The 18,074-nt window shown below is 69.4% G+C and carries 9 protein-coding genes, 1 tRNA gene and 1 pseudogene; 2 read left to right on the top strand and 9 right to left on the bottom strand.

The window, feature by feature from the left end; genetic code table 11:
* From BLR03_RS18230 to BLR03_RS18215, 4 genes and pseudogenes are all read right to left on the bottom strand, one after another.
* Positions 1-250, bottom strand: a pseudogene (locus tag BLR03_RS18230) (IS982 family transposase); the annotation flags it as partial.
* A gap of 73 nt (positions 251-323) precedes the next feature.
* Positions 324-773, bottom strand: coding sequence for an RrF2 family transcriptional regulator (locus BLR03_RS18225; protein WP_091255388.1), 450 nt, complete (start codon positions 771-773; stop codon positions 324-326).
* A 20-nt stretch (positions 774-793) separates the two neighbouring features.
* The gene (locus BLR03_RS18220) at positions 794-1,279 is read right to left on the bottom strand and encodes a hypothetical protein (protein WP_091255386.1); all 486 of its coding nucleotides are present in this window, start codon (positions 1,277-1,279) and stop codon (positions 794-796) included.
* A gap of 2 nt (positions 1,280-1,281) precedes the next feature.
* On the bottom strand, positions 1,282-2,700 hold the full coding sequence (locus BLR03_RS18215; RefSeq protein ID WP_091255383.1) for a phosphomannomutase/phosphoglucomutase: 1,419 nt from the start codon (positions 2,698-2,700) through the stop codon (positions 1,282-1,284).
* A gap of 145 nt (positions 2,701-2,845) precedes the next feature.
* Between BLR03_RS18215 and BLR03_RS18210 the strand changes: the two genes are divergently transcribed.
* Complete coding sequence (locus tag BLR03_RS18210; protein WP_091255381.1) at positions 2,846-5,059, top strand: RecQ family ATP-dependent DNA helicase; 2,214 nt, start codon at positions 2,846-2,848, stop codon at positions 5,057-5,059.
* Here the strand turns inward: BLR03_RS18210 and BLR03_RS18205 are convergent.
* The 4 genes from BLR03_RS18205 to BLR03_RS18190 form a co-directional block, all read right to left on the bottom strand.
* Entirely contained in the window at positions 5,004-6,473 is a 1,470-nt protein-coding gene (locus BLR03_RS18205; protein WP_091255398.1) for an MFS transporter, read from the bottom strand. The genes BLR03_RS18210 and BLR03_RS18205 overlap by 56 nt on opposite strands.
* Positions 6,474-6,495: 22 nt before the next feature.
* Positions 6,496-8,109, bottom strand: coding sequence for a phytoene desaturase family protein (locus tag BLR03_RS18200; protein WP_091255379.1), 1,614 nt, complete (start codon positions 8,107-8,109; stop codon positions 6,496-6,498).
* A 105-nt stretch (positions 8,110-8,214) separates the two neighbouring features.
* Positions 8,215-8,302, bottom strand: a tRNA-Ser gene (locus BLR03_RS18195).
* Between the two features lie 152 nt (positions 8,303-8,454).
* Positions 8,455-10,743, bottom strand: coding sequence for a prolyl oligopeptidase family serine peptidase (locus BLR03_RS18190; RefSeq protein WP_091255377.1), 2,289 nt, complete (start codon positions 10,741-10,743; stop codon positions 8,455-8,457).
* 85 nt (positions 10,744-10,828) lie between these two features.
* On the opposite strand from BLR03_RS18190, the gene BLR03_RS18185 reads away from it, so the two are divergent.
* Positions 10,829-12,925 (top strand): FAD/NAD(P)-binding protein, encoded by a 2,097-nt coding sequence (locus BLR03_RS18185; protein ID WP_091255375.1) that lies wholly within the window; start codon positions 10,829-10,831, stop codon positions 12,923-12,925.
* A 291-nt stretch (positions 12,926-13,216) separates the two neighbouring features.
* Here BLR03_RS18185 and BLR03_RS18180 read toward each other — a convergent pair whose 3' ends face one another.
* Positions 13,217-17,773 carry an ExeM/NucH family extracellular endonuclease gene (locus tag BLR03_RS18180; RefSeq protein ID WP_091255374.1) on the bottom strand — a complete coding sequence of 1,519 codons (4,557 nt, stop codon included), beginning with the start codon at positions 17,771-17,773 and terminating at the stop codon, positions 13,217-13,219.
* Positions 17,774-18,074 lie beyond the last annotated feature (301 nt).

The following is an 18,074-nucleotide window of genomic DNA, read 5'->3' as shown; positions in this document are numbered from 1 at the left end:
TGCCCCACCCGGATTGCCCGGGCAGGTTCGGGAACATGCCGGCCAGGTGCTTGTGAGCGTAGCGGATCCATTTGCGTTCCGAAGGGATGCCCAGCAGATGCTGCGCCGCGGCCAGGCAGAGCAGTTCCGCGTCGCTCAAGGCTGGTTTTCGGCCCCGGATCCGGGCGCGGGACCAGCCCAGGCCCGGCAGGACATGATCATCCAAATCGACGTAAAGTGTGGTCAGGAGGGTGTTTAGATCTGTCTTCACAAACAGGGTTTAACACCCTCCACCTTCAATTAACAGCGTCCACGCGGCGCACGCCCAATTCGGACTCACTCATCTAGAGGCCGGGACGCAGTCCGATCATCTGGAAGACCGGCGTCATTTGCCGGGAGGTCGGCAGCGAGGCGATGACGATCCCGTCGAGTTCGCGATAGAAGGCCTCGCGGGCCCGGGCAAGCGCGGCCCGGAGGTGGCATTCGGTGATGAGCGGGCAGGTGCCGCCCGCGGCGACGCAGTCGGCCGGGTCCTGGCGGGTGTCGAGTTGCCGCAGCAGCTGGCCCACTGTCGCGGCCCGGCCGGCGCTGCTGAGCCGGGATCCGCCGTTGCGGCCGCGTTCGACGTCGATCATGCCCAGTTCGCGCAGCTTCGCCATCGCCTTGCTGACGTGGTTGTAGGGCGTGCCGACGGCATCGGCGATGTTCTGGGTGGTCAGGAGGCCGCCGTCGGGAGCGGCCGCGAGCACCATCATGGCGCGCAGGCTCACATCCGCGAAGGCGTTGATCTTCATATCCCCAGCTTACGGCCGGTCTAGTCCACCCACACGGCGGGTTCGTTGGTATCGGCGGAGAGCTGGCCGAATTCGAGTTCGCGTGTCCCGGGGTTCGGGGCGTAGGGCAGCACCGCGGCGAACAGCGAGCCGTCCTGGTGCTCGGCGGCCACGTGAATGGCGTCCGAGTCCTCCTCGATCAGCGTGATGTCACAGACCACCGCGGCGGCCCGGAACTCGTCCCGATGCTGGCGGAGCAGCTCGTGGAGGTCCCGGATCATGGTGTCCGCGTCGAAGTCGGCGTCGGATCCGTCGCTCGCGTCCGCGGGGGTCACGGCAACCAGCCGGACTTCGCCGTCGTTCTGCACTACGAGCGCGAACGGCAGGAAGCCGCCGTTACGCTCCAGCTGCTCCTGCGCGGCCCCGACGCCGGTGCCGAGCAGGTTTTCCAGGTCCGTGGCGCTGGCTTCCGGCACGGACTCGCGCCAGGAGCCGGCGTCCGGTGTTTCTTCGGGATGCGCGGCCACGGCTAGCCCCGGACCAGCGCCAGGACGCGGTCGCGGACCCGCTCCATGGTGGCGGTGTCCGTGGCTTCGACGTTGAGGCGCAGGAACGGCTCGGTGTTGGACGGGCGCAGGTTGAACCAGTAGCTGCCGTCGGTGGCAATGAAGGTGCTGCCGTCGAGATAGTCGACCTCGACGTCTTCGTCAAGGAAGTCCTCGCGGACGCGCTCGACCGCGCCGGCCTTGTCCTCGATTTCCGAGTTGATCTCGCCGGAGGACCGGTACGGTTCGTATTCGCGGCCGAGTTCGGAGAGCGGGCCGTCCTGTTCGCCCAGGGCGGCCAGGACGTGCATGGCCGCCAGCATGCCGGTGTCCGCATTCCAGAAGTCGCGGAAGTAGAAGTGGGCCGAGTGCTCCCCGCCGAAGATGGCTCCTTCCGCGGCCATGACGGCCTTGATGAAGGAGTGCCCCACGCGGGTGCGGACGGCGCGGCCGCCGTGGCGTTCGACGAGTTCCGGAACCGCACGGGAGGTCAGCAGGTTGTGGATGACGGTCGGCATGTCCTCGCCGAGGGCCTGGGCACGGGCGATTTCGCGGCGGGCCACCATGCCGGTGATGGCCGACGGCGAGACGGGCTCGCCGTTTTCGTCGATCACGAAGCAGCGGTCGGCGTCGCCGTCGAACGCCAGGCCGATGTCCGCGCCGTGCTCGACGACGGCGGCCTGCAGGTCGCGCAGGTTCTCCGGCTCCAGCGGGTTGGCCGGGTGGTTCGGGAACGAGCCGTCGAGCTCGAAGTACAGCGGCACGATCTCCAGGGGAAGCTTGGGCAGCAACGCATCACCCAGCACGGCCGGCGTGGTGAGACCGGCCATGCCGTTGCCGGCGTCGACGACGACCTTCAGCGGCCGCGAGCCGCGCAGATCCACGAGGCCGCGCAGGTACTCCGCGTACCCCTTGAGGACATCATGAACGCCCACCAGACCCCGGGTGCCGGCGGCCGGGATGGTGCCGGCGTTGAGGTATTCCTCGGCGCGGGCCTGGATTTCCTTGAGCCCGGTTTCGGAGGAGATCGGCACGGCGCCGGCCTTGGCCATCTTGATGCCGTTGTATTCGGCCGGGTTGTGGCTGGCGGTGAATGTGGCGCCGGCGGCGTTGAGGGCGCCGCACGCGTAGTACAGCTCGTCGGTGGAGATCAGGTCCAGCAACTGGACGTTGGCGCCGCGGGTGGCGGCACCGTTGGCAAAGGCCTTGGCAAACTCGGGGGAGGAGGGGCGCATGTCCCCACCCACGAGCACGGTCTGCCCCGTGAGCTCCAGGACGTCGACGAAGGCGGCACCGACGGCTTCGACGATTTCCGCGGTAATCGATTCGCCGACAATGCCGCGCACGTCGTAGGCCTTGAAGGAGGCCGAGAGGTCAAAAGTCTTTGTCTTGTCCGTAGTCACGGGTCTTATCTTACGTTGCGGCTCTGACGCTGCGGGCTGACGTGGCCGCGCCGGTGCTGTCCACTGCTGTGCTGTCCACTTCGTGGGTGTCCACATAGCGGGTGCTGGCTGCGCCGGTGTCGGAGGGGGCTGGGATACTGAATCAATGGCCAGTAACCAGAACGTCCTTTCCAGCCCAGCCGATTCCGCCACCTCAGATTCCGGCGCCGCAGTTTCCGGCGCCGCTGTCTCCCCGACCCGGGAACAGGCCCAGGCTGTGCTGCGGGAGCTCGTGGGGCACCCGGAGGCGCAGTTCCATGACGGCCAGTTCGAGGCCATTGAGGCACTGGTCGACGGCGGCCGGCGCGCCCTCGTGGTGCAGCGCACCGGCTGGGGAAAGTCGGCCGTGTACTTTGTCGCCTCGCTGCTGCTGCGCCGCCGCGGCGCGGGACCCACCCTGATAGTGTCCCCGCTCCTGGCTCTCATGCGGGACCAGGTGGCCGCGGCGGCCCGGGCCGGGGTTCGGGCGGTCGCCATCAACTCCGCGAACCAGCTGGAGTGGGACACCGTGCGCGAGCAGCTTGCCGCCGATGAAGTGGACGTCCTGCTGGTTTCCCCCGAGCGCCTCACCAACCCGTCCTTCCGGGAAAACCAGCTTCCCGAACTCGTCCGCCGGACCGGGCTGCTGGTGATCGACGAGGCCCACTGCATCTCGGACTGGGGCCACGACTTCCGCCCCGACTACCGGCGCATCGCGGACCTCATCACACAGCTGCCGGACACCGTCCCGGTGCTCGCCACCACCGCCACGGCCAATTCCCGGGTGGTCCATGACATCGAAGAACAGCTCGGCAAGGACGTCCTGACCATCCGGGGCGCCCTGGGACGGGAATCGCTCCGGCTGGGCGTCCTGACCCTGCCGGATTCCCGCGAACGGCTGGGCTGGCTGCTGACCCACCTGCAGGACCTGCAGGGCAGCGGCATCATCTACACGCTCACGGTGTCCGCCGCCGAGGACACCGCCCGGCTCCTGGCCGAAGCCGGGCACGAGGTGCTTGCCTATACCGGACGCACCGACCCCGCGGACCGGGAACGCGCCGAGCAGCTCCTCAAGGACAACCAGGTCAAGGCCCTGGTGGCCACCTCCGCCCTCGGCATGGGCTTCGACAAGCCGGACCTCGGCTTCGTGGTACACCTTGGCGCGCCGTCCTCTCCCGTGGCGTACTACCAGCAGGTGGGCCGTGCCGGGCGCGGCGCGGCGAACGCCGACGTCCTGCTCCTGCCCGGTTCCGAGGATCGCGACATCTGGCAGTACTTCGCCACCGCGTCCATGCCGTCCGAGGACAAAGCTGCAGCCGTCTTGACGGCCCTTGCCGAGGCCGGTACGGCTGTGTCCACGGTGGCGCTCGAAGCCCGGGTGGACCTGCGCCGGACCCCGCTGGAGCTGCTGCTGAAGGTGCTGGCCGTGGACGGCGCCGTCGAACGCGTCGGCGGAGGCTGGCGTTCCACCGGACAACCCTGGAGCTATGACGCCGACCGGTACGGCCGGATCGCCGAGGCCCGGGTGGACGAGCAGGACTCGATGGTCATCTACCAGGACACCGCCGGCTGCCGGATGGAATACATCACCTCGGTGCTGGACGACGAAACAGCCCACGCCTGCGGCCGTTGCGACAACTGTGCTGGCCGCTGGTTCCCGGCCGATATCGCCGAAGCAGCCACGGAGGCCGCCGGGCAGACACTCCGCCGGGCCGGCGTCGTGCTGGAACCGCGGCTGCAGTGGCCCACCGGCATGGACCGGCTGGGGGTGCCCGTCAAGGGCAAGATCAAGCCGGACGAGGCCCTCGCGGACGGCCGGGTCCTGGCGCGCCTGACGGACCTCGGCTGGGGCGGTGCCCTGCGCGAGGCCTTCGCCGCCGGTGCGCCCGACCGGCCCGTGGACCCCGGCATGCTGCAGGCCTGCGTCCAGGTGCTCAGGGAATGGGGCGCTGGAGACTCCCGGACCGCGGGCTGGAGCGGCGCCGGCCGCCCTGCCGCGATCATCAGCCTGCCCTCCCGCGGCAAGCCGGTGCTGGTGGACTCCCTGGCCCGCGGGATCTCCGAGATCGGCCGCATCCCGTATCTTGGCCAGCTGCAGCTCCACCACGGCGGACCCACCGGCGGCCGAGGCGGCAACAGTGCCTACCGGCTCGCCGCCGTCTGGGACCGACTGGTGGTGGGGCCCGAACTGGAGGAAGCCCTGGCCGGAATCCGCGGCCAGAGCGTGATGCTCATCGATGACCTCGTGGACAGCCGCTGGACCCTGACCGTCTCCGGGCGCGCCCTCAGGCTTGCGGGCGCCGGCGCCGTTTTGCCGCTGGTGCTGGGCCAGGCCGGCTGACCGCGGCGCCCGCCTGGCGGGGGAGCGCCAGGCTGTCCAGCGTGCTCAGGAGCATCAGGACGGCGATGGCCACGAACGCCGCCCGGTACGGCGCCGCCGGGTCACCGGCCGCGGGGCCGGCGAGGGCAGGGCTGCTTGACTCGAAAACCCGCAGCAGGAGCGCCCCGACGGCGATCCCTGCCGCGGTCGCGAGCTGCACGAGCGTGGCGGAGACGGCGTTCGCGGACGGCAACTGGGCCGGGACGACGTCGGCGTACTGGACGGACGCGTAGGCCGAGAAGCCGATGGAGCGGAAGGCTCCGCTGGCCACGAGGACTGCGACGATCAGCGGCTCCGGCGTGCCGGCGTCGAGCAGCGCCCACAGCGCAAAGGTGACCGCCGAGGCCAACGAAGCGAACACCAGGACGGGCTTGAAGCCGAACCGCCGGATGAGCGGCGTCGTCGCCGGCTTGATCCCGATGTTGCCCACGAATACAGCGGACACCATCGCCCCGGCGTGCAGGGGGTCCCAGCCGAAGCCGGCCTGGAACATCAGCGGCAGCAGGAACGGCACGGCGCTGATGGTCAGGCGGTACACAAAGCCGCCCGTGGCCGTCGCGCGGAACGTCCGCGCGCCGAAGACGGACAGATTGAACAGCGGCGTGCGGGACCGCCGCATCCAGGCCACGGCGGCGGTCAGGAACAGCAGGCCCGTGACGATCCCGGCGGCTGCCGCCAGTCCGGCGTCCCGGCCGCCCGTCAGTTCCAGACCCACCAGCAGGGAGCCCACCCCGAGCGTGGTCAGTGCCAGCCCCAGCCAGTCCAGGCGCCGCGTGCTGTCGCCGCCGACCGCCGGGACCAGGCGCAGCGCGGCCAGGAACGCCGCCAGGCCCAGGGGGAGGTTGACCAGGAAGATCCAATGCCAGGACAGGTACGTTGTCAGGGCGCCGCCCACGAGCGGGGCCAGAACCGGGGCCAGCAGCCCGGGCCACACCAGGAACGCCGTCGCCCGCAGCAGGTCCTTCTTCGGCGTCCCTCGGAGCACCACGAGGGTTCCCACGGGGACCATCATGGCGCCTCCGGCCCCCTGCAGGACCCGGCTCAGGGTCAGCATGGTGAGGTCCTGGCTCAGCGCGCAGAGCAATGACGCGGCGGTAAAGGTTGCGATGGCCAAGCAGAACACCCGGCGTGCCCCGATGCGCTCTGCGAGCCAGCTGCTGAGCGGAATGCCCATCGCGACCGTCATCAGGTAGGCCGTCATGGTGATGTTGACGTCGGCCGGGGCGACCGAGAAATCGGCGGCGATGCTGGGAATTGCCGTGGTCAGGACGGTCCCGTCGAGGAATTCCATGAAGAACGTTGCGGCCACCAGAAGGGCCAGCCGCGGGCTCCAGCTGCCCTCGGCCGGAACAGTGCTGCGGGCGGAGGCTTTCATGCTCAGGGGTCCGCCGTCGGGTTCACGCATGGCGGAGCGGCTGTTCAGCTTCCAGCACGGCCATGGCGGCATTGTGCCCGCCGATCGCGCTGACGGCACCGCCGCGGCGGGCGCCGGAGCCGCAGAGCAGGATATGCGGATCGTCCGTGGCCACGCCCCAGCGGCGCGCCGGCGTGTCCAGCGGGTCGCCGTCTTCCACGAACGGCCAGTCGAGCCCGCCGTGGAAGATGTTGCCCCGGGGCATGCCGACGGCGCGTTCGATGTCCAGGGTGGTCTTGGTTTCGATGCAGGGGCGACCGTCCGGACCCGTCAGGAGCAGATCCTCAATGGATTCAGCCAGGACGGAGTTCAGGGATGCCAGGACGGCGGACTGCAGTTCGGCCCGCCGGTCCTCGTTGTTCTCCGCCGTGACCAGCCGGTCCGGGACGTGCAGCCCGAAGACCGTCAGCGTCTGGGCACCTGTGGCCTGCAGTTCCGGGGACAGGATGCTGGGGTCGGTCAGCGAATGGCAGTAGATTTCGCACGGCAGCGGCGAGGGCACGGATCCGCCCGCGGCGCTGAGGTAGGCGGCGTCGAGCTGGGACCACGTCTCGTTGATGTGGAACGTCCCGCCGAAGGCCGCCTCCGGGCTGACGGACCCGTCCAGCAGCCGGGGGAGCCGTTTGAGCAGGAGGTTGACCTTGACCTGTGCGCCCTCGCGGCGATGGTTCGGGTTGTCGGCGCCGGTGGGGGCTGCGCTGTCCCGGAGCCGGTCCATGACCACCGGTGCCACATTGGAGAGGATCCACTGCGCGGTTGCCGTGTGGTCCTGCCCGGCGTGGCGGTAGCCCACGACGCCGCCTGGCCGGACGGCCGTGACGTCCGCCGAGGTCAGGATGGTCGCGCCGGCGTGGCGGGCGGCCCGCTCCAGCTCACCGGACACGGAGCCCATGCCGCCGACCGGCACGTCCCAATCGCCCGTCCCGCCGCCGATCAGGTGGTAGAGGAAACAGACGTTCTGCTGCAGGTCCTCGTCGTCGGCCCGGGCGAAGGTGCCGATCAGCGCGTCGGTGAGGACCACGCCGCGGACCAGGTCGCTGTGCAGGTCCTTGCTGATGGCATGTCCAATGGGGCGTTCGATCATGGCCTCCCAGGCTGCGGACGCCCCGGCCCGCGCGGCGAGGGACCGTGCTTCGGACCGCGGCAGCAGCGGCGCGGTCATGGTGGGCCAGAGGGCTTCCGTGAGCTTCCGGCAGTCGGCGTAGAACGCGGTGAAGGCGCCGAATTCGCCGTCGGGCGCGCCGACGGCGGCGAAGGACGCCGCGGTGGCGGCCGCGTCCTCGTTGTCCACCAGCAGGGCCCGGCCGCTGTCCCGGGGGTCCGGGGTAAAGGAGGAATAGCGCCGCCGCGCCAGTTCGATGCGCAGGCCGAGGTCGTCAATGATTTGCTGCGGGAGGAGGCTCACGAGGTACGAGTAGCGCGAAAGACGGGCGTCGACGCCGTCGAACGCGTGCGCTGACACCGCGGCGCCGCCGGCGTGCTCCAGCTTTTCCAGGACCAGGACGTGCCGCCCGGCCTTGGCCAGATACGCCGCCGCGGCAAGGCCGTTGTGGCCGCCGCCGACGATGATCGCGTCAAATTCCGTGTTGCTCGACATGGGCCTATCCTGCCATCCGGATCCGCCGTCGGGCGCGCGGCGTCCGGCCACCGGACGGGTGCCCCGGGAACGCAAAAGGCCCCGGTCAGGGACCGGGGCCAAACGCGGAGACGGGGGGATTTGAACCCCCGGTGGAGTTGTGCCCCACACTTCATTAGCAGTGAAGCCCATTCGGCCGCTCTGGCACGTCTCCAATTGCTATTAACTAGCCAACCAAGGATACGCAGAAGGTGCCACACAGTGCAAAACGGCTGGTCCAGGACAACGCGGGGTCACCTGCGGCCCATGATGGGCGGCGGGCCGGATGTGACCCCGCGTTGCTCGCCGGCTTGCGGGAGTGCGGGATCAGGCCTCCCGGCCGGCCAGGGCACGCCACAGGAAATGCTGGCTCCGGCTTTGCAGGGCCGCGGCCTGCCGGTTGTCGGACGCGCCCGCGTGGCCGCCCTCCAGGGCCTCATGGAACCAGACGTTCGGGATGCCCATGGCCTGCATGCGCGCCGCCATCTTCCGGGCCTGGACCGGCCCCACCCGGTCATCGGAGGTCGCCGTCCAGATGAACGTCTCGGGGTAGTCCACCCCGTCCTTGAGCAGATGGTAGGGCGAGAACGTCTTGATGGACTCCCACTGTTCCGGGTCGTCAGGGTCACCGTATTCGCCGATCCAGGAGTAGCCCGCGGAGAGTTTGGTGTACCGGCGCATGTCCAGGAGCGGGACCCCGCAGGACACGGCGCCGAACAGTTCCGGATACTGCGTGAGCATGTTGCCCACCAGCAGCCCGCCGTTGGAACCTCCAACGCAGCCGAGCCGCTCGCGGGAGGTGACACCGCGGGAGATCAGGTCCTTCGCCACGGCGGCGAAGTCCTCAAAAGCGCGGTGGCGGTTGCCCTGCAGCGCGGCGCGGTGCCACGACGGCCCGTATTCGCCGCCGCCGCGGATGTTCGCCACCACGTAGACGCCGCCGCGGCGGTGCGGGGCCTCGCCTTCGGCGCCGGCGGACGCCGCGGTGCGCCGCTCCAGCCAGGCCCGGCCGACCGCCCCGCTGTAGGCCGGGGTCCGGGAGATCTCGAAGCCCCCGTAGCCGGAGAGCTGGGTGGGGTTCTGGCCGTCCAGGACCAGGTCCTTGGCGCCCACCTGGAAGTACGGGATCCTGGTGCCGTCCTTGGAGACGGCGAAGTGCTGCTGGACCTCGTAGTCCGCCTCGTTGAAGAACGACGGCGAGGTCCGGATCACCTCGTGCGTGCTGGTGGCGCCGTCGCCGGAGTCACCACCGCGGGTGAGCGTTCCCCGGGTCAGCGTGGTGGGGGTCGTGAAACCGGTGGCGATGAGCCAGAAGTCATTCCCGGCGCCGGGCGACTCGCCCTCGGACACCGAGGCGGCGCCGCCGGTGCCGTCGTCGTCCGTGCCTTCGGCGTCGTCTTCGTCATCCACTGCGAAGGCGTTGACGTCGTGCAGGGGCGGGCAGGCGTCCAGGACGGTGGCCTCCCATGCCGAGTCCGTTCCCGGGCGCCGCGGATCCAGGACGTGGATCTCCGAGGACACGTCCCGGAGCAGATTCAGCAGCAGGAAGTCCCGCGTCCAGCTCCAGGACTGCAGGGAGGTGTGCGGGTCGGGCGTGAAGAGCACGGCCAGGTCCCGGCGGCCAGCGAGGAAGTTCTCGAAGCCGGCGGCGAGGAGGGAACCCGCGGGATATGTGGTGCCGTTGACCGTCCAGTCGCGCTGCGGGCGGAACAGCAGCCATTCGCGGTGCGAGCTCAGGTTCACGTCCGCGGGCACGTCGATCTGCACCCACTGGCTGTCGCGCAGCACGGCGGTGTTCTTTTCGAAGAAACTGATCCAGTCGACGGCAAACGTGCGTTCGAAGCCCGGCGTCGAGTCATGGGCCACGATCGCCATCATGTGATCCTCCGGGATGTCGAAGAGCTTCTCGGCCTGTGTGAGGGATTCGCCCCGGCGCAGCTTCACCCCGGTCCGGGCGTAGGAGGAGGTGGTCCGCGGCAGGCCGTCGGCCGTGGTGGCGACGAGCAAGGTGTCCGCGTCCAGCCAGGAGGCGTTGCCCTTGCCGGTCGGGAGGTCGAAGCCGCCCTCGGCCGGGTCCACGAAGCCGCGGACCTCGACGTCGAACTCCCGGTAGCGGTTCGCGTCCCCGCCGTCGGGGGAGAAAGCCAGCAGCGCCCGTCGGTGCGGTTCGCCCGGGGCCGGGCGGAGGAAGTTGGCGCCGTGGAAGACCCAATCCTGGCCTTCCGCGGCGGCGAGGGCATCGACATCCAGGAGGACGTCCCATGCGGGGGTCCCTGACCGGTAGCTGTCCCAGCCGGTCCGCCGCCACAGCCCCTTGGGGTTGTCCCGGTCCTTCCAGAAGTTGTAGTACCACTCCCCGTGCTTGCCCACCATGGGGATCCGGTCGGTGGAGTCGAGGACCTCCAGGATCCTGTTTTCGAGGTCGGTGTAGTCGGCATCCTCGAGGAGTTCTTCGGTGCGGGCATTCTGCTCGCGGACCCACGCCAACTGCTCCTGGCCGTAGACGTCCTCGAGCCAGATGTTCTCGTCGATTGGTTCGGGCGCGGTTCCTGCAGCCGGGGCGGCACCGGCGGCTTGGCCGGACGCGGACGGGTGATCAGCTTCTGTGGCGGTCATTTTTCCATCCAAGAACATCGGTGCGGCAGTAGCAAGTCACGCGGCGGGTCCGGTCCGCGGCCAGGTTGCCGATACGCTGGATGCCGTGGGCATATCGCGAAGCAACCGGACGGCAGTGATTGGCGCCGGTCCCCGGGGCACGAGCGTACTCGAGCGGCTCCTTGCCAACCGGGCCGCCGCCGGCCCTGCCGGAACCCTGCACATTGACGTGATCGACCCGTACCCGGCCGGCCCCGGGCATGTCTGGCAGCCCGGACAGTCACGGCTGTACCTGATGAACACGCAATCGTTCTATCCCACGGTCATCCCGGAAGACCCGGCGCTCGCCGCGCCCGTGGCCGGGCGCACCTTTGACCAGTGGCGCGACCTCCAGCAACGCGACGCGGATCCGTCGCTGACCGACGAGGAGCGCGCCGAGGTATCCGGGCTCGGCCCGGCGGACTTCCCCAGCCGGGCCCTGTACGGCCGTTACCTGCGCTGCACCCTCGGGGAGCTGCTCACCCGGCTCCCCGCCGGCGTCACCGTGGACTTCCACCCGGCGACGGCGACCTCCGTGCGCCACGCGGCCGCAGCGGGCGCTGACCAGGCGGCTGCTGACCCTGGTGCCGCACAGGATTCTGCGGTGCGGTTCGACGTCGTTCTCGACGACGGCTCGGTGCTCACCGTCGACTCCGTGGTGCTGGCGCTGGGCCATCTGGACGCGCGGTTGAACGCCGAACAGCGGGAGCTGCTCACCGCGGCGGAGGAGCTCGGACTCCTGTACCTGCCGCCGGCGGCGCCCGCCGACGTCGACTGGTCCGTGGTGCCGGCCGGTGAACCCGTCCTCGTGCGCGGTATGGGCCTGAACTTCTTTGACGTGATGGGACAGCTGACGGAAGGGCGCGGCGGGCGGTTCCTGGCCGCGGAGGACAACGCTGAACTGACATACGTGCCGTCCGGCCGCGAACCTCTCATCATCGCCGCCTCACGCCGCGGGACCCCGTATCGGGCCAAGGCGACGCTCACCGGCTACTACCCGGGCTCGGTCCAGCTGCGGTACTGCACCGAGGACGCGATCGCGAAGTTCGCCGAGTCCGGCATCCGGCCGTCCTTCGACTTTGACCTCTGGCCGCTCCTGCACCGCGACGCGATCTGGGCCTACTACTCGACGCTCGCGCGCTCGCAGCCCGGGGCCGTCCTGACCGATCCGGCCGAGTTCCTGCGCGCCCTGGACGAGTCACTGCGGCCGCACGCGCATTCGACCGGCAAATGGGAAAACACCATGGAATCCGTGGTCGCCATCCATGTCCGGGCAGCCCACCGCCTGGACTTGCTCGGCCTCGCAGCTCCCTTGGCCGGGCGCTCGTTTGGCTCCCGGGCTGAACTGGATGCCGCCGTCGTCGACTATCTGCTCGACGACGCCCGGCGTTCGGCGCTCGGCGAGAACGACGCCGTGAAGATGGCCATCGGCGCCCTGCACCATGGCCGGGCGGTGCTCAAGACCGCTGTGGCCGACAGCGGCATCACGGACGAATCGTGGGTCGCGGGCCTGCGCGGCTGGTTCGAATCTTTCGTGGAGGGCCTGGCGAGCGGTCCGCCGGCGCTGCGCGCCGCCCAGCTCGCGGCCCTGGCCCGCGCGGGGGTTGTCCGCTTCGTGGGCCCGGACCCCAAGTTCGGCGTGGACCGCCGCGCCAGGACGTTCATCGCGGCGTCGCCCTGGGTGGGCGGCGGCACCGATGAAAGCGTCGACGGCGGGTCCGGCGGTGTTCCGGGCGGCGCGGGGGGTGCCGGCGCGAGCTCCCGGACGGCGACCGCCGTGGCGGGCGACTCCGCGGCGGGCCCGGTGGCGGCGTCGGCGATGATCGAGGCGCTCGCGCCGGCCAACCGGGTGGCCGTGAACGCCTCGCCCCTGCTGGAGCAATTGCTGGCCGAGGGGCTGGTGCGGCCGCGCCTCATGATGAGCGTGGAGGGGACCCCGGTGCAGACCTCGGGACTGGACGTCGTCCCGCATCCGTATCGGCCGCTCGGGGCCAACGGGTCCGTGACGGAGGGAATCTACGTGCTCGGGCTCCAGCTCTCCGCCGCGCAATGGGGCACGGCCATCGCCGCCGAGGCCCGGCCGGCGTCGGGCCCCGTCTACCGCAGCGGCCAGCGCACCCTGCGCGACGCCGACGAGATCGCCCGGGCCATTCTGGGCCACTGACACGCAGCTGCACGTCTCTGGCCTGCATCCGCCCCTCCGAAAAGTGGGCATGCCCTCCCGTGGGGCCCGGCAGTGGACTCTTGGTGCTTATGTCCAGTGGTGAGGCTTAGGGCTGGGCATGTCCCGTGACGTGGCCGGCCGGGAAGAATGGGCATGCCCTCCCGCGGTGCCGGGCGGTGGAATCTTGGTGCTTATGTCCACTGCTGCGGGCCAGGGGAGGGCATGCTCACTGCTGCGGGGCTACGAGAACCGGGCTACGTGCCCGGGGCTACGGAAGCCCGGGCCAAGGATTCAGCCCTTGAGGCACTTCCGGTAGGCCGCCATGGCTGTCCCGTAGTTCACTTGGCCCACGACGTCTGCGGGCCGCGTCGGCTTGACCGGCGGGCTGCACTTCGGCGGGACGGGGGTGCTGGCCGCGACCAGCACCGCAGTCTTCACCACGGTGCCGGATTCGACGGCGGTGAGCACCAGGGTGCCCGTGCCGGCGGCCGCACCCGCAGGAACCTTTACGTCCACCGTGGCGGCGCCGGCGGACACCGGAACTGAGCCAAGGGACGTCACGGCACCTGCAGCATCCGTGAATTCGGCGCGCAGCGAGGTATTCACCGGGCTTCCCAGCGAGGTGAGGTCCAGCTTCGAAACCGCCAGGGTGACTGACTCCCCACTCTTGACCTCGGCCGCCGTCGTGTTCACGACCGCCACGGAGCGCCGTGCGAAATCAGGCGAAACGGGGTTGTGGGTCTGCAGGTACTTGATCCACGCGTCGCGGTCCACCAGCCCGGAGTCCTTGGTGCCGGCACCTTCTTTGAAGATGCGGAAGTTGTCGCCGCCGGTGGCCAGGAAGTTGAACGTCCCGATCCGGTAGGACTTCGCCGGGTCGACCAGCGCACCGTTGACCCGGATCGAGGTGATCCGGTCACCGGCGGCGCGGGCGGCGTCGTAGGTGTAGTTCACGTTCTTGGACAGACCCAGCTGCTGGTACGCGCGGCTGGGAACCGTGCCGTCCGGGTTGGTCTGCCACTGCTGCTCCAGCAGCGTCCTGAACTGCGCGCCCGTCAGGGACGTGGTCCACAGATTGTTCACGAACGGCAGCACCGCGTTGGCCTCGGCGTACGTGATGGTGCCGTCGGGCGCGTAGTACAGCTCGTTGCGCAGACCGCCCGGATTGACCACGCCGATTTCTGCGGCGCCGAGTTCCGGCGCCTTCAGCGCATCCACGAGAGAGTCGGCCACCAGGTTGCCCAGCGTGGACTCGGCGGCCCGGTCATCGCGCACGGCCGGGGAGCCGCCAAACGCCGTCGTGATATCCGCAGTGACCTTGCCGACAGGCTGGTTGCCCACCACAGCCGCGTCGGCCAGGGCCTTGTCCACGATGGTCTTGACAGCGGCGACCCGCGGGTACTGGGCCACGAGGTCCGCTGCAGGCTGCGCGGCACTCGTGGTGCGCTGGACGTTGCCGGCCTTGTAGCCGGTCACCGACATGGTCTTGGTGTCGACAGTGAGCTGGATCTGGCCGATGAACTCGCCGTAGTTTCCGGTCTGGACGATCGGGCGGGTCCTGCCGGTGGGCTGGCCCGCCGAATCCAGGACCGGCGCGTCCCAGGCGTACTGCTTGTGGGTGTGGCCGTTGAAGATCGCGGCAACATCCGGGGTGACCTTCTGGACCATCTTGGCGAAGGGGCCGCCGGCGGCGACTTCCTGATCCAGGGTGGCGCCCTCGGGCGCACCGGACCCGGCGCCGTCGTGGTTCTCCACGATGATGACGTCGGCGACCTTGTCCGCCTTGATCTTTGCCGCTACCCGGTTGATGGCGTCGACGGGATCCCCGAACTCCAGGTCCGCGATGCCCGACGGCGTGACGAGCGAGGGCACTTCCTGGGTCACGGTGCCGATCACGGCGACCTTGACGCCGTTCATCTCCAAGACCGTGTACTCCGGCAGGACCGGTGTGGTGGTGCCTTTGGCGTAGACGTTTGCGCCCAGGTACGGAAATTTCGCGTTGGTTCCGCCGGCGCTGACGCGGTCGCGCAGGTCCGCCCAGCCGCCGTCGAACTCGTGATTGCCCACCGCGGAGGTGCGCAGGTCCAGCGCGTTCAGCACGTCGATGGTCGGCTGGTCCTTGGCGATCGCGGAGGCAAACAGTGAGGCGCCGATGTTGTCGCCGGCCGAAATGAACGCCGTAGCGCCCGGCGCGGCGGCGGCGCGAAGCTTCTCGATGGTCCCCGCGAAGAACACGGTGTTGGAATCGATGCGGCCGTGGAAATCGTTGATGCCGAGGAAGTTCAGCTCAACGCTGGTCGGGGTGACGGGCAAGTTCAGGCCCACCACCACCGGATCGTGATCGCTCGCCCGGAACTGGTCCGGAGCGTAGTAGTCGGTGACGTTGTTGTTGTAGCGGCTGTACTCCAGCGCCACGGACTCCACGGAGTTGATGTTCCAGATGTCGGCGCCCGTGACCGCGGCGTTGGCTGCGGGCGAGGCGAGGATGTGGTCCAACGAACCCACGAGGCCGCCGAAGAGGTAGGAATGCTTGGCGGAGCCGTCGGCGTTCTTCGCCTTCTCATCCTGGTTGACGTAGCCGGCGCCCGTGAGGACGTTGATCGGGTCCTCCTTGGCGTAGGAGTTGAAGTCGCCGATCAGGAAGACCTTGTCCGTGCCCTCGGACTTCTGCAGTTCATCGGAGAATGCCAGCAGGGACTGCGCCTGGGCGGTGCGGGCAAGGTTCGAGGCGCCCTGGCCCTTGTCGGTGTCATCCGGCGTGGCGGCGGAACCCTTGGACTTGAAGTGGTTGGCGATCGCGATGAACTTCTTGTCATCGGCGGCCCCGACGGGCTTGAAGACCTGGGCCAGCGGCTTGCGGGCGCTGGCGAACGCGACGGTGTCATTGTGGACGATGGACTCGCCCACCGGTTCCGCGGTGGCCTTTTTGAAGATGAACGCGGTGCGGATCATGTCCTCGTCAGCCAGCGGGGGTGCGTTGGCGGGCGTGCGGACGTAGTCCCAGATCCCGGGCGTGGCGATGTTCAGGGCGTCGACGAGCTTGGAGAGGGCGTCGTCGCGGTTCTTGCCGAACTGGGCCGAGTTCTCGACCTCCATCAGCGTGACGACGTCGGCCCCGGATTTCGAGATGGCGGCGACGATCTTGTCCTGCTGCCGCTTGAAGTTCTCCGCATTCGCGGCGCCGCGGACGTCGCAGCCGCCCTTGACGGTGATGGGGTTGCCATCCCGGTCCGGGTAGAAGGTGCAGCCTGCCACCTGGTCGCCCGTGGTGGGAAAGTAGTTCAGCACGTTGAAGGAGGCGAGCTTGAGGTTGCCGCCGACGGCCGCCGGGGAGTCCGTGCGGGTGGCTCCGAAGCTTGCCGGCTGCACGGTGTCCGCGTTGGCGGCCGTGAGCTGGGTCAGGGGCTGGAACTTCCAGGCGTTGTTCGTGTAGCTGAGCACCACATTGGTTTTGAACGTCACCGGCGCGCCGACCCGGACGTGGTCCTCCGTGGTCAGGTACGGGAGCACCTGGGCCTTCGTGGCGGCGTCCGTGAGGAAGTTCGTGGTGGCGCCGTCGTCGAGCTTGATGCCGCGGGCGGCATTTGCCGCCACAATGGCGGTGTAGTCCGCGGAGCCGAACGGCGCGACAGCGGTGGGCTGCTCCAGCGCGGTGGTGCCGCCGGCCAGGCCGATCTCGCCGTACTGGTTCAGCGAGAAGTTGTCCGCCACGGTGACCGGTCCCTGCGGGGTGAGCAGCATGCCTTCGAGGGACTCACGGAACGCCTCGTCGGCCGGGAGGGCGAAGCCGGTGGCCTTGACCTCCGGGGCGGCCTCGGTGAGCTTCTTTAGATCGGCTGCCGCGGCAACAGTCAGCTGGGTCATTCCGAAGAATTCGCTGACGGCGCCGGTGAGCTCGACGTAGTCACCGATCCTGACGGAGTCCACCGTAGAGGGCGAGTAGACGAACACAGCGTCCGACGCCGTGTGGTTGGCCGGTGTGAGATCGCCGCCGGTGCCGGCGGTCTGGACGTAGTAGCCGGCGAAACCGCCGGTGGGGAACGTCGCGGTGACCCTGCCGCGCGTCGTGACCGTGGACCCGGCCAGCGGGCTGGCCGCGCCGGTGCCCTGGATTTCGGCGATGGTCTTGGTGGCCGGCGGTGTGCCGGGGTCCACGGGCGGGTCGACGGGGCCGGGACCTGCGGTGCCGTTGGCAGCCTTCGGCGTGATGGCAGCGTTGAGCGCGAGGTCGGCGGAGTTGTTGTTGGTGTCCGCGCCGTTACTGCGGTTGAGGCTCTTGACGTCGGTGTTGCCCGACGGCGCCGCAGCCGCCTGGGTCTCGAAGGTGTTCGACGTGCCGTAGCCGAGCACGTCCGCGACGTTGGCCGGTTCAATGACCGAGCCGGTCGGCAGCGGGCTGAGTGCGGTGGACTGTTTGGCCAGCACGATCGTGCCGCCGCCCCCGGCCGGGTTGAACCCGGTGGCGGTGGCGTCCGCGGCCGGGAGGTCCGCGCCGGCGGTGCCGTGGCTGCCGCCCTTGAGGAGGTAGTACCCCTGGGCGGGGATGCTGCCGCTCTGGGCTGCAACCGAGTTCGGCGCTCCCGTGCCTGTAGCGGAGCGGTACTGGAGGGACCAGCCGTCCAGCGAAACGGGCGCGTCGGAGCTGTTGTAGAGCTCGACGAATTTGTTCTTGAAGGCGGCGCCGGAGCTGCCGCCGCTGAGGTAGGCCTCGTTGATGACCACCGGTGAGGTTCCGGTTGCCGCCGGGGAAGCCTCAACGGCATATGCCGGGGCTGCTGCCAGCGGAGCCGCTATGAGCGCCGCCGACAGGGCTGTGCCCAGCACTGATTTCCAGGGTGTTTGTTTCATCCGCTCTAACTCTCATTAGGGTGCCCCGGGTAAAGGGCAGGGTGCAGTGCGTCCGCCGGGTGCAGCGGACAGTGGCCGGCCTGAACTCCTGGTCAAGTCGTGCCGGGCCCATCCAAACAGGGGTGAATGAACAACGTGTGGATTAAACGGGCATTCGGCGGGACGTCCCCCAGCGAGACGCGCCGCAGCCTTCCCGGAGCGGCTCGAAAGCCCCGGGCAGCGGTGACTGATGATGCAGGTGAGTGGCGTCCGGGTGCCTCCACCGGACGCTCCACAGCAGAATACCGGCCAGTAGCCCTCG

This window comes from Arthrobacter sp. ok909 (assembly GCF_900104405.1).
Taxonomy (GTDB): Bacteria; Actinomycetota; Actinomycetes; order Actinomycetales; family Micrococcaceae; genus Arthrobacter; species Arthrobacter humicola.
This window is presented reverse-complemented; position numbering and strand designations above follow the sequence as displayed.

Bases quoted from the DNA above. Each gene is read 5' to 3' on its own strand.
- BLR03_RS18180 (WP_091255374.1), bottom strand. From the start codon at position 17,773: ATGAAACAAACACCCTGGAAATCAGTGCTGGGCACAGCCCTGTCGGCG.
- BLR03_RS18205 (WP_091255398.1), bottom strand. From the start codon at position 6,473: ATGAAAGCCTCCGCCCGCAGCACTGTTCCGGCCGAGGGCAGCTGGAGC.
- BLR03_RS18225 (WP_091255388.1), bottom strand. From the start codon at position 773: ATGAAGATCAACGCCTTCGCGGATGTGAGCCTGCGCGCCATGATGGTG.
- BLR03_RS18200 (WP_091255379.1), bottom strand. From the start codon at position 8,109: ATGTCGAGCAACACGGAATTTGACGCGATCATCGTCGGCGGCGGCCAC.
- BLR03_RS18210 (WP_091255381.1), top strand. From the start codon at position 2,846: ATGGCCAGTAACCAGAACGTCCTTTCCAGCCCAGCCGATTCCGCCACC.
- BLR03_RS18190 (WP_091255377.1), bottom strand. From the start codon at position 10,743: ATGACCGCCACAGAAGCTGATCACCCGTCCGCGTCCGGCCAAGCCGCC.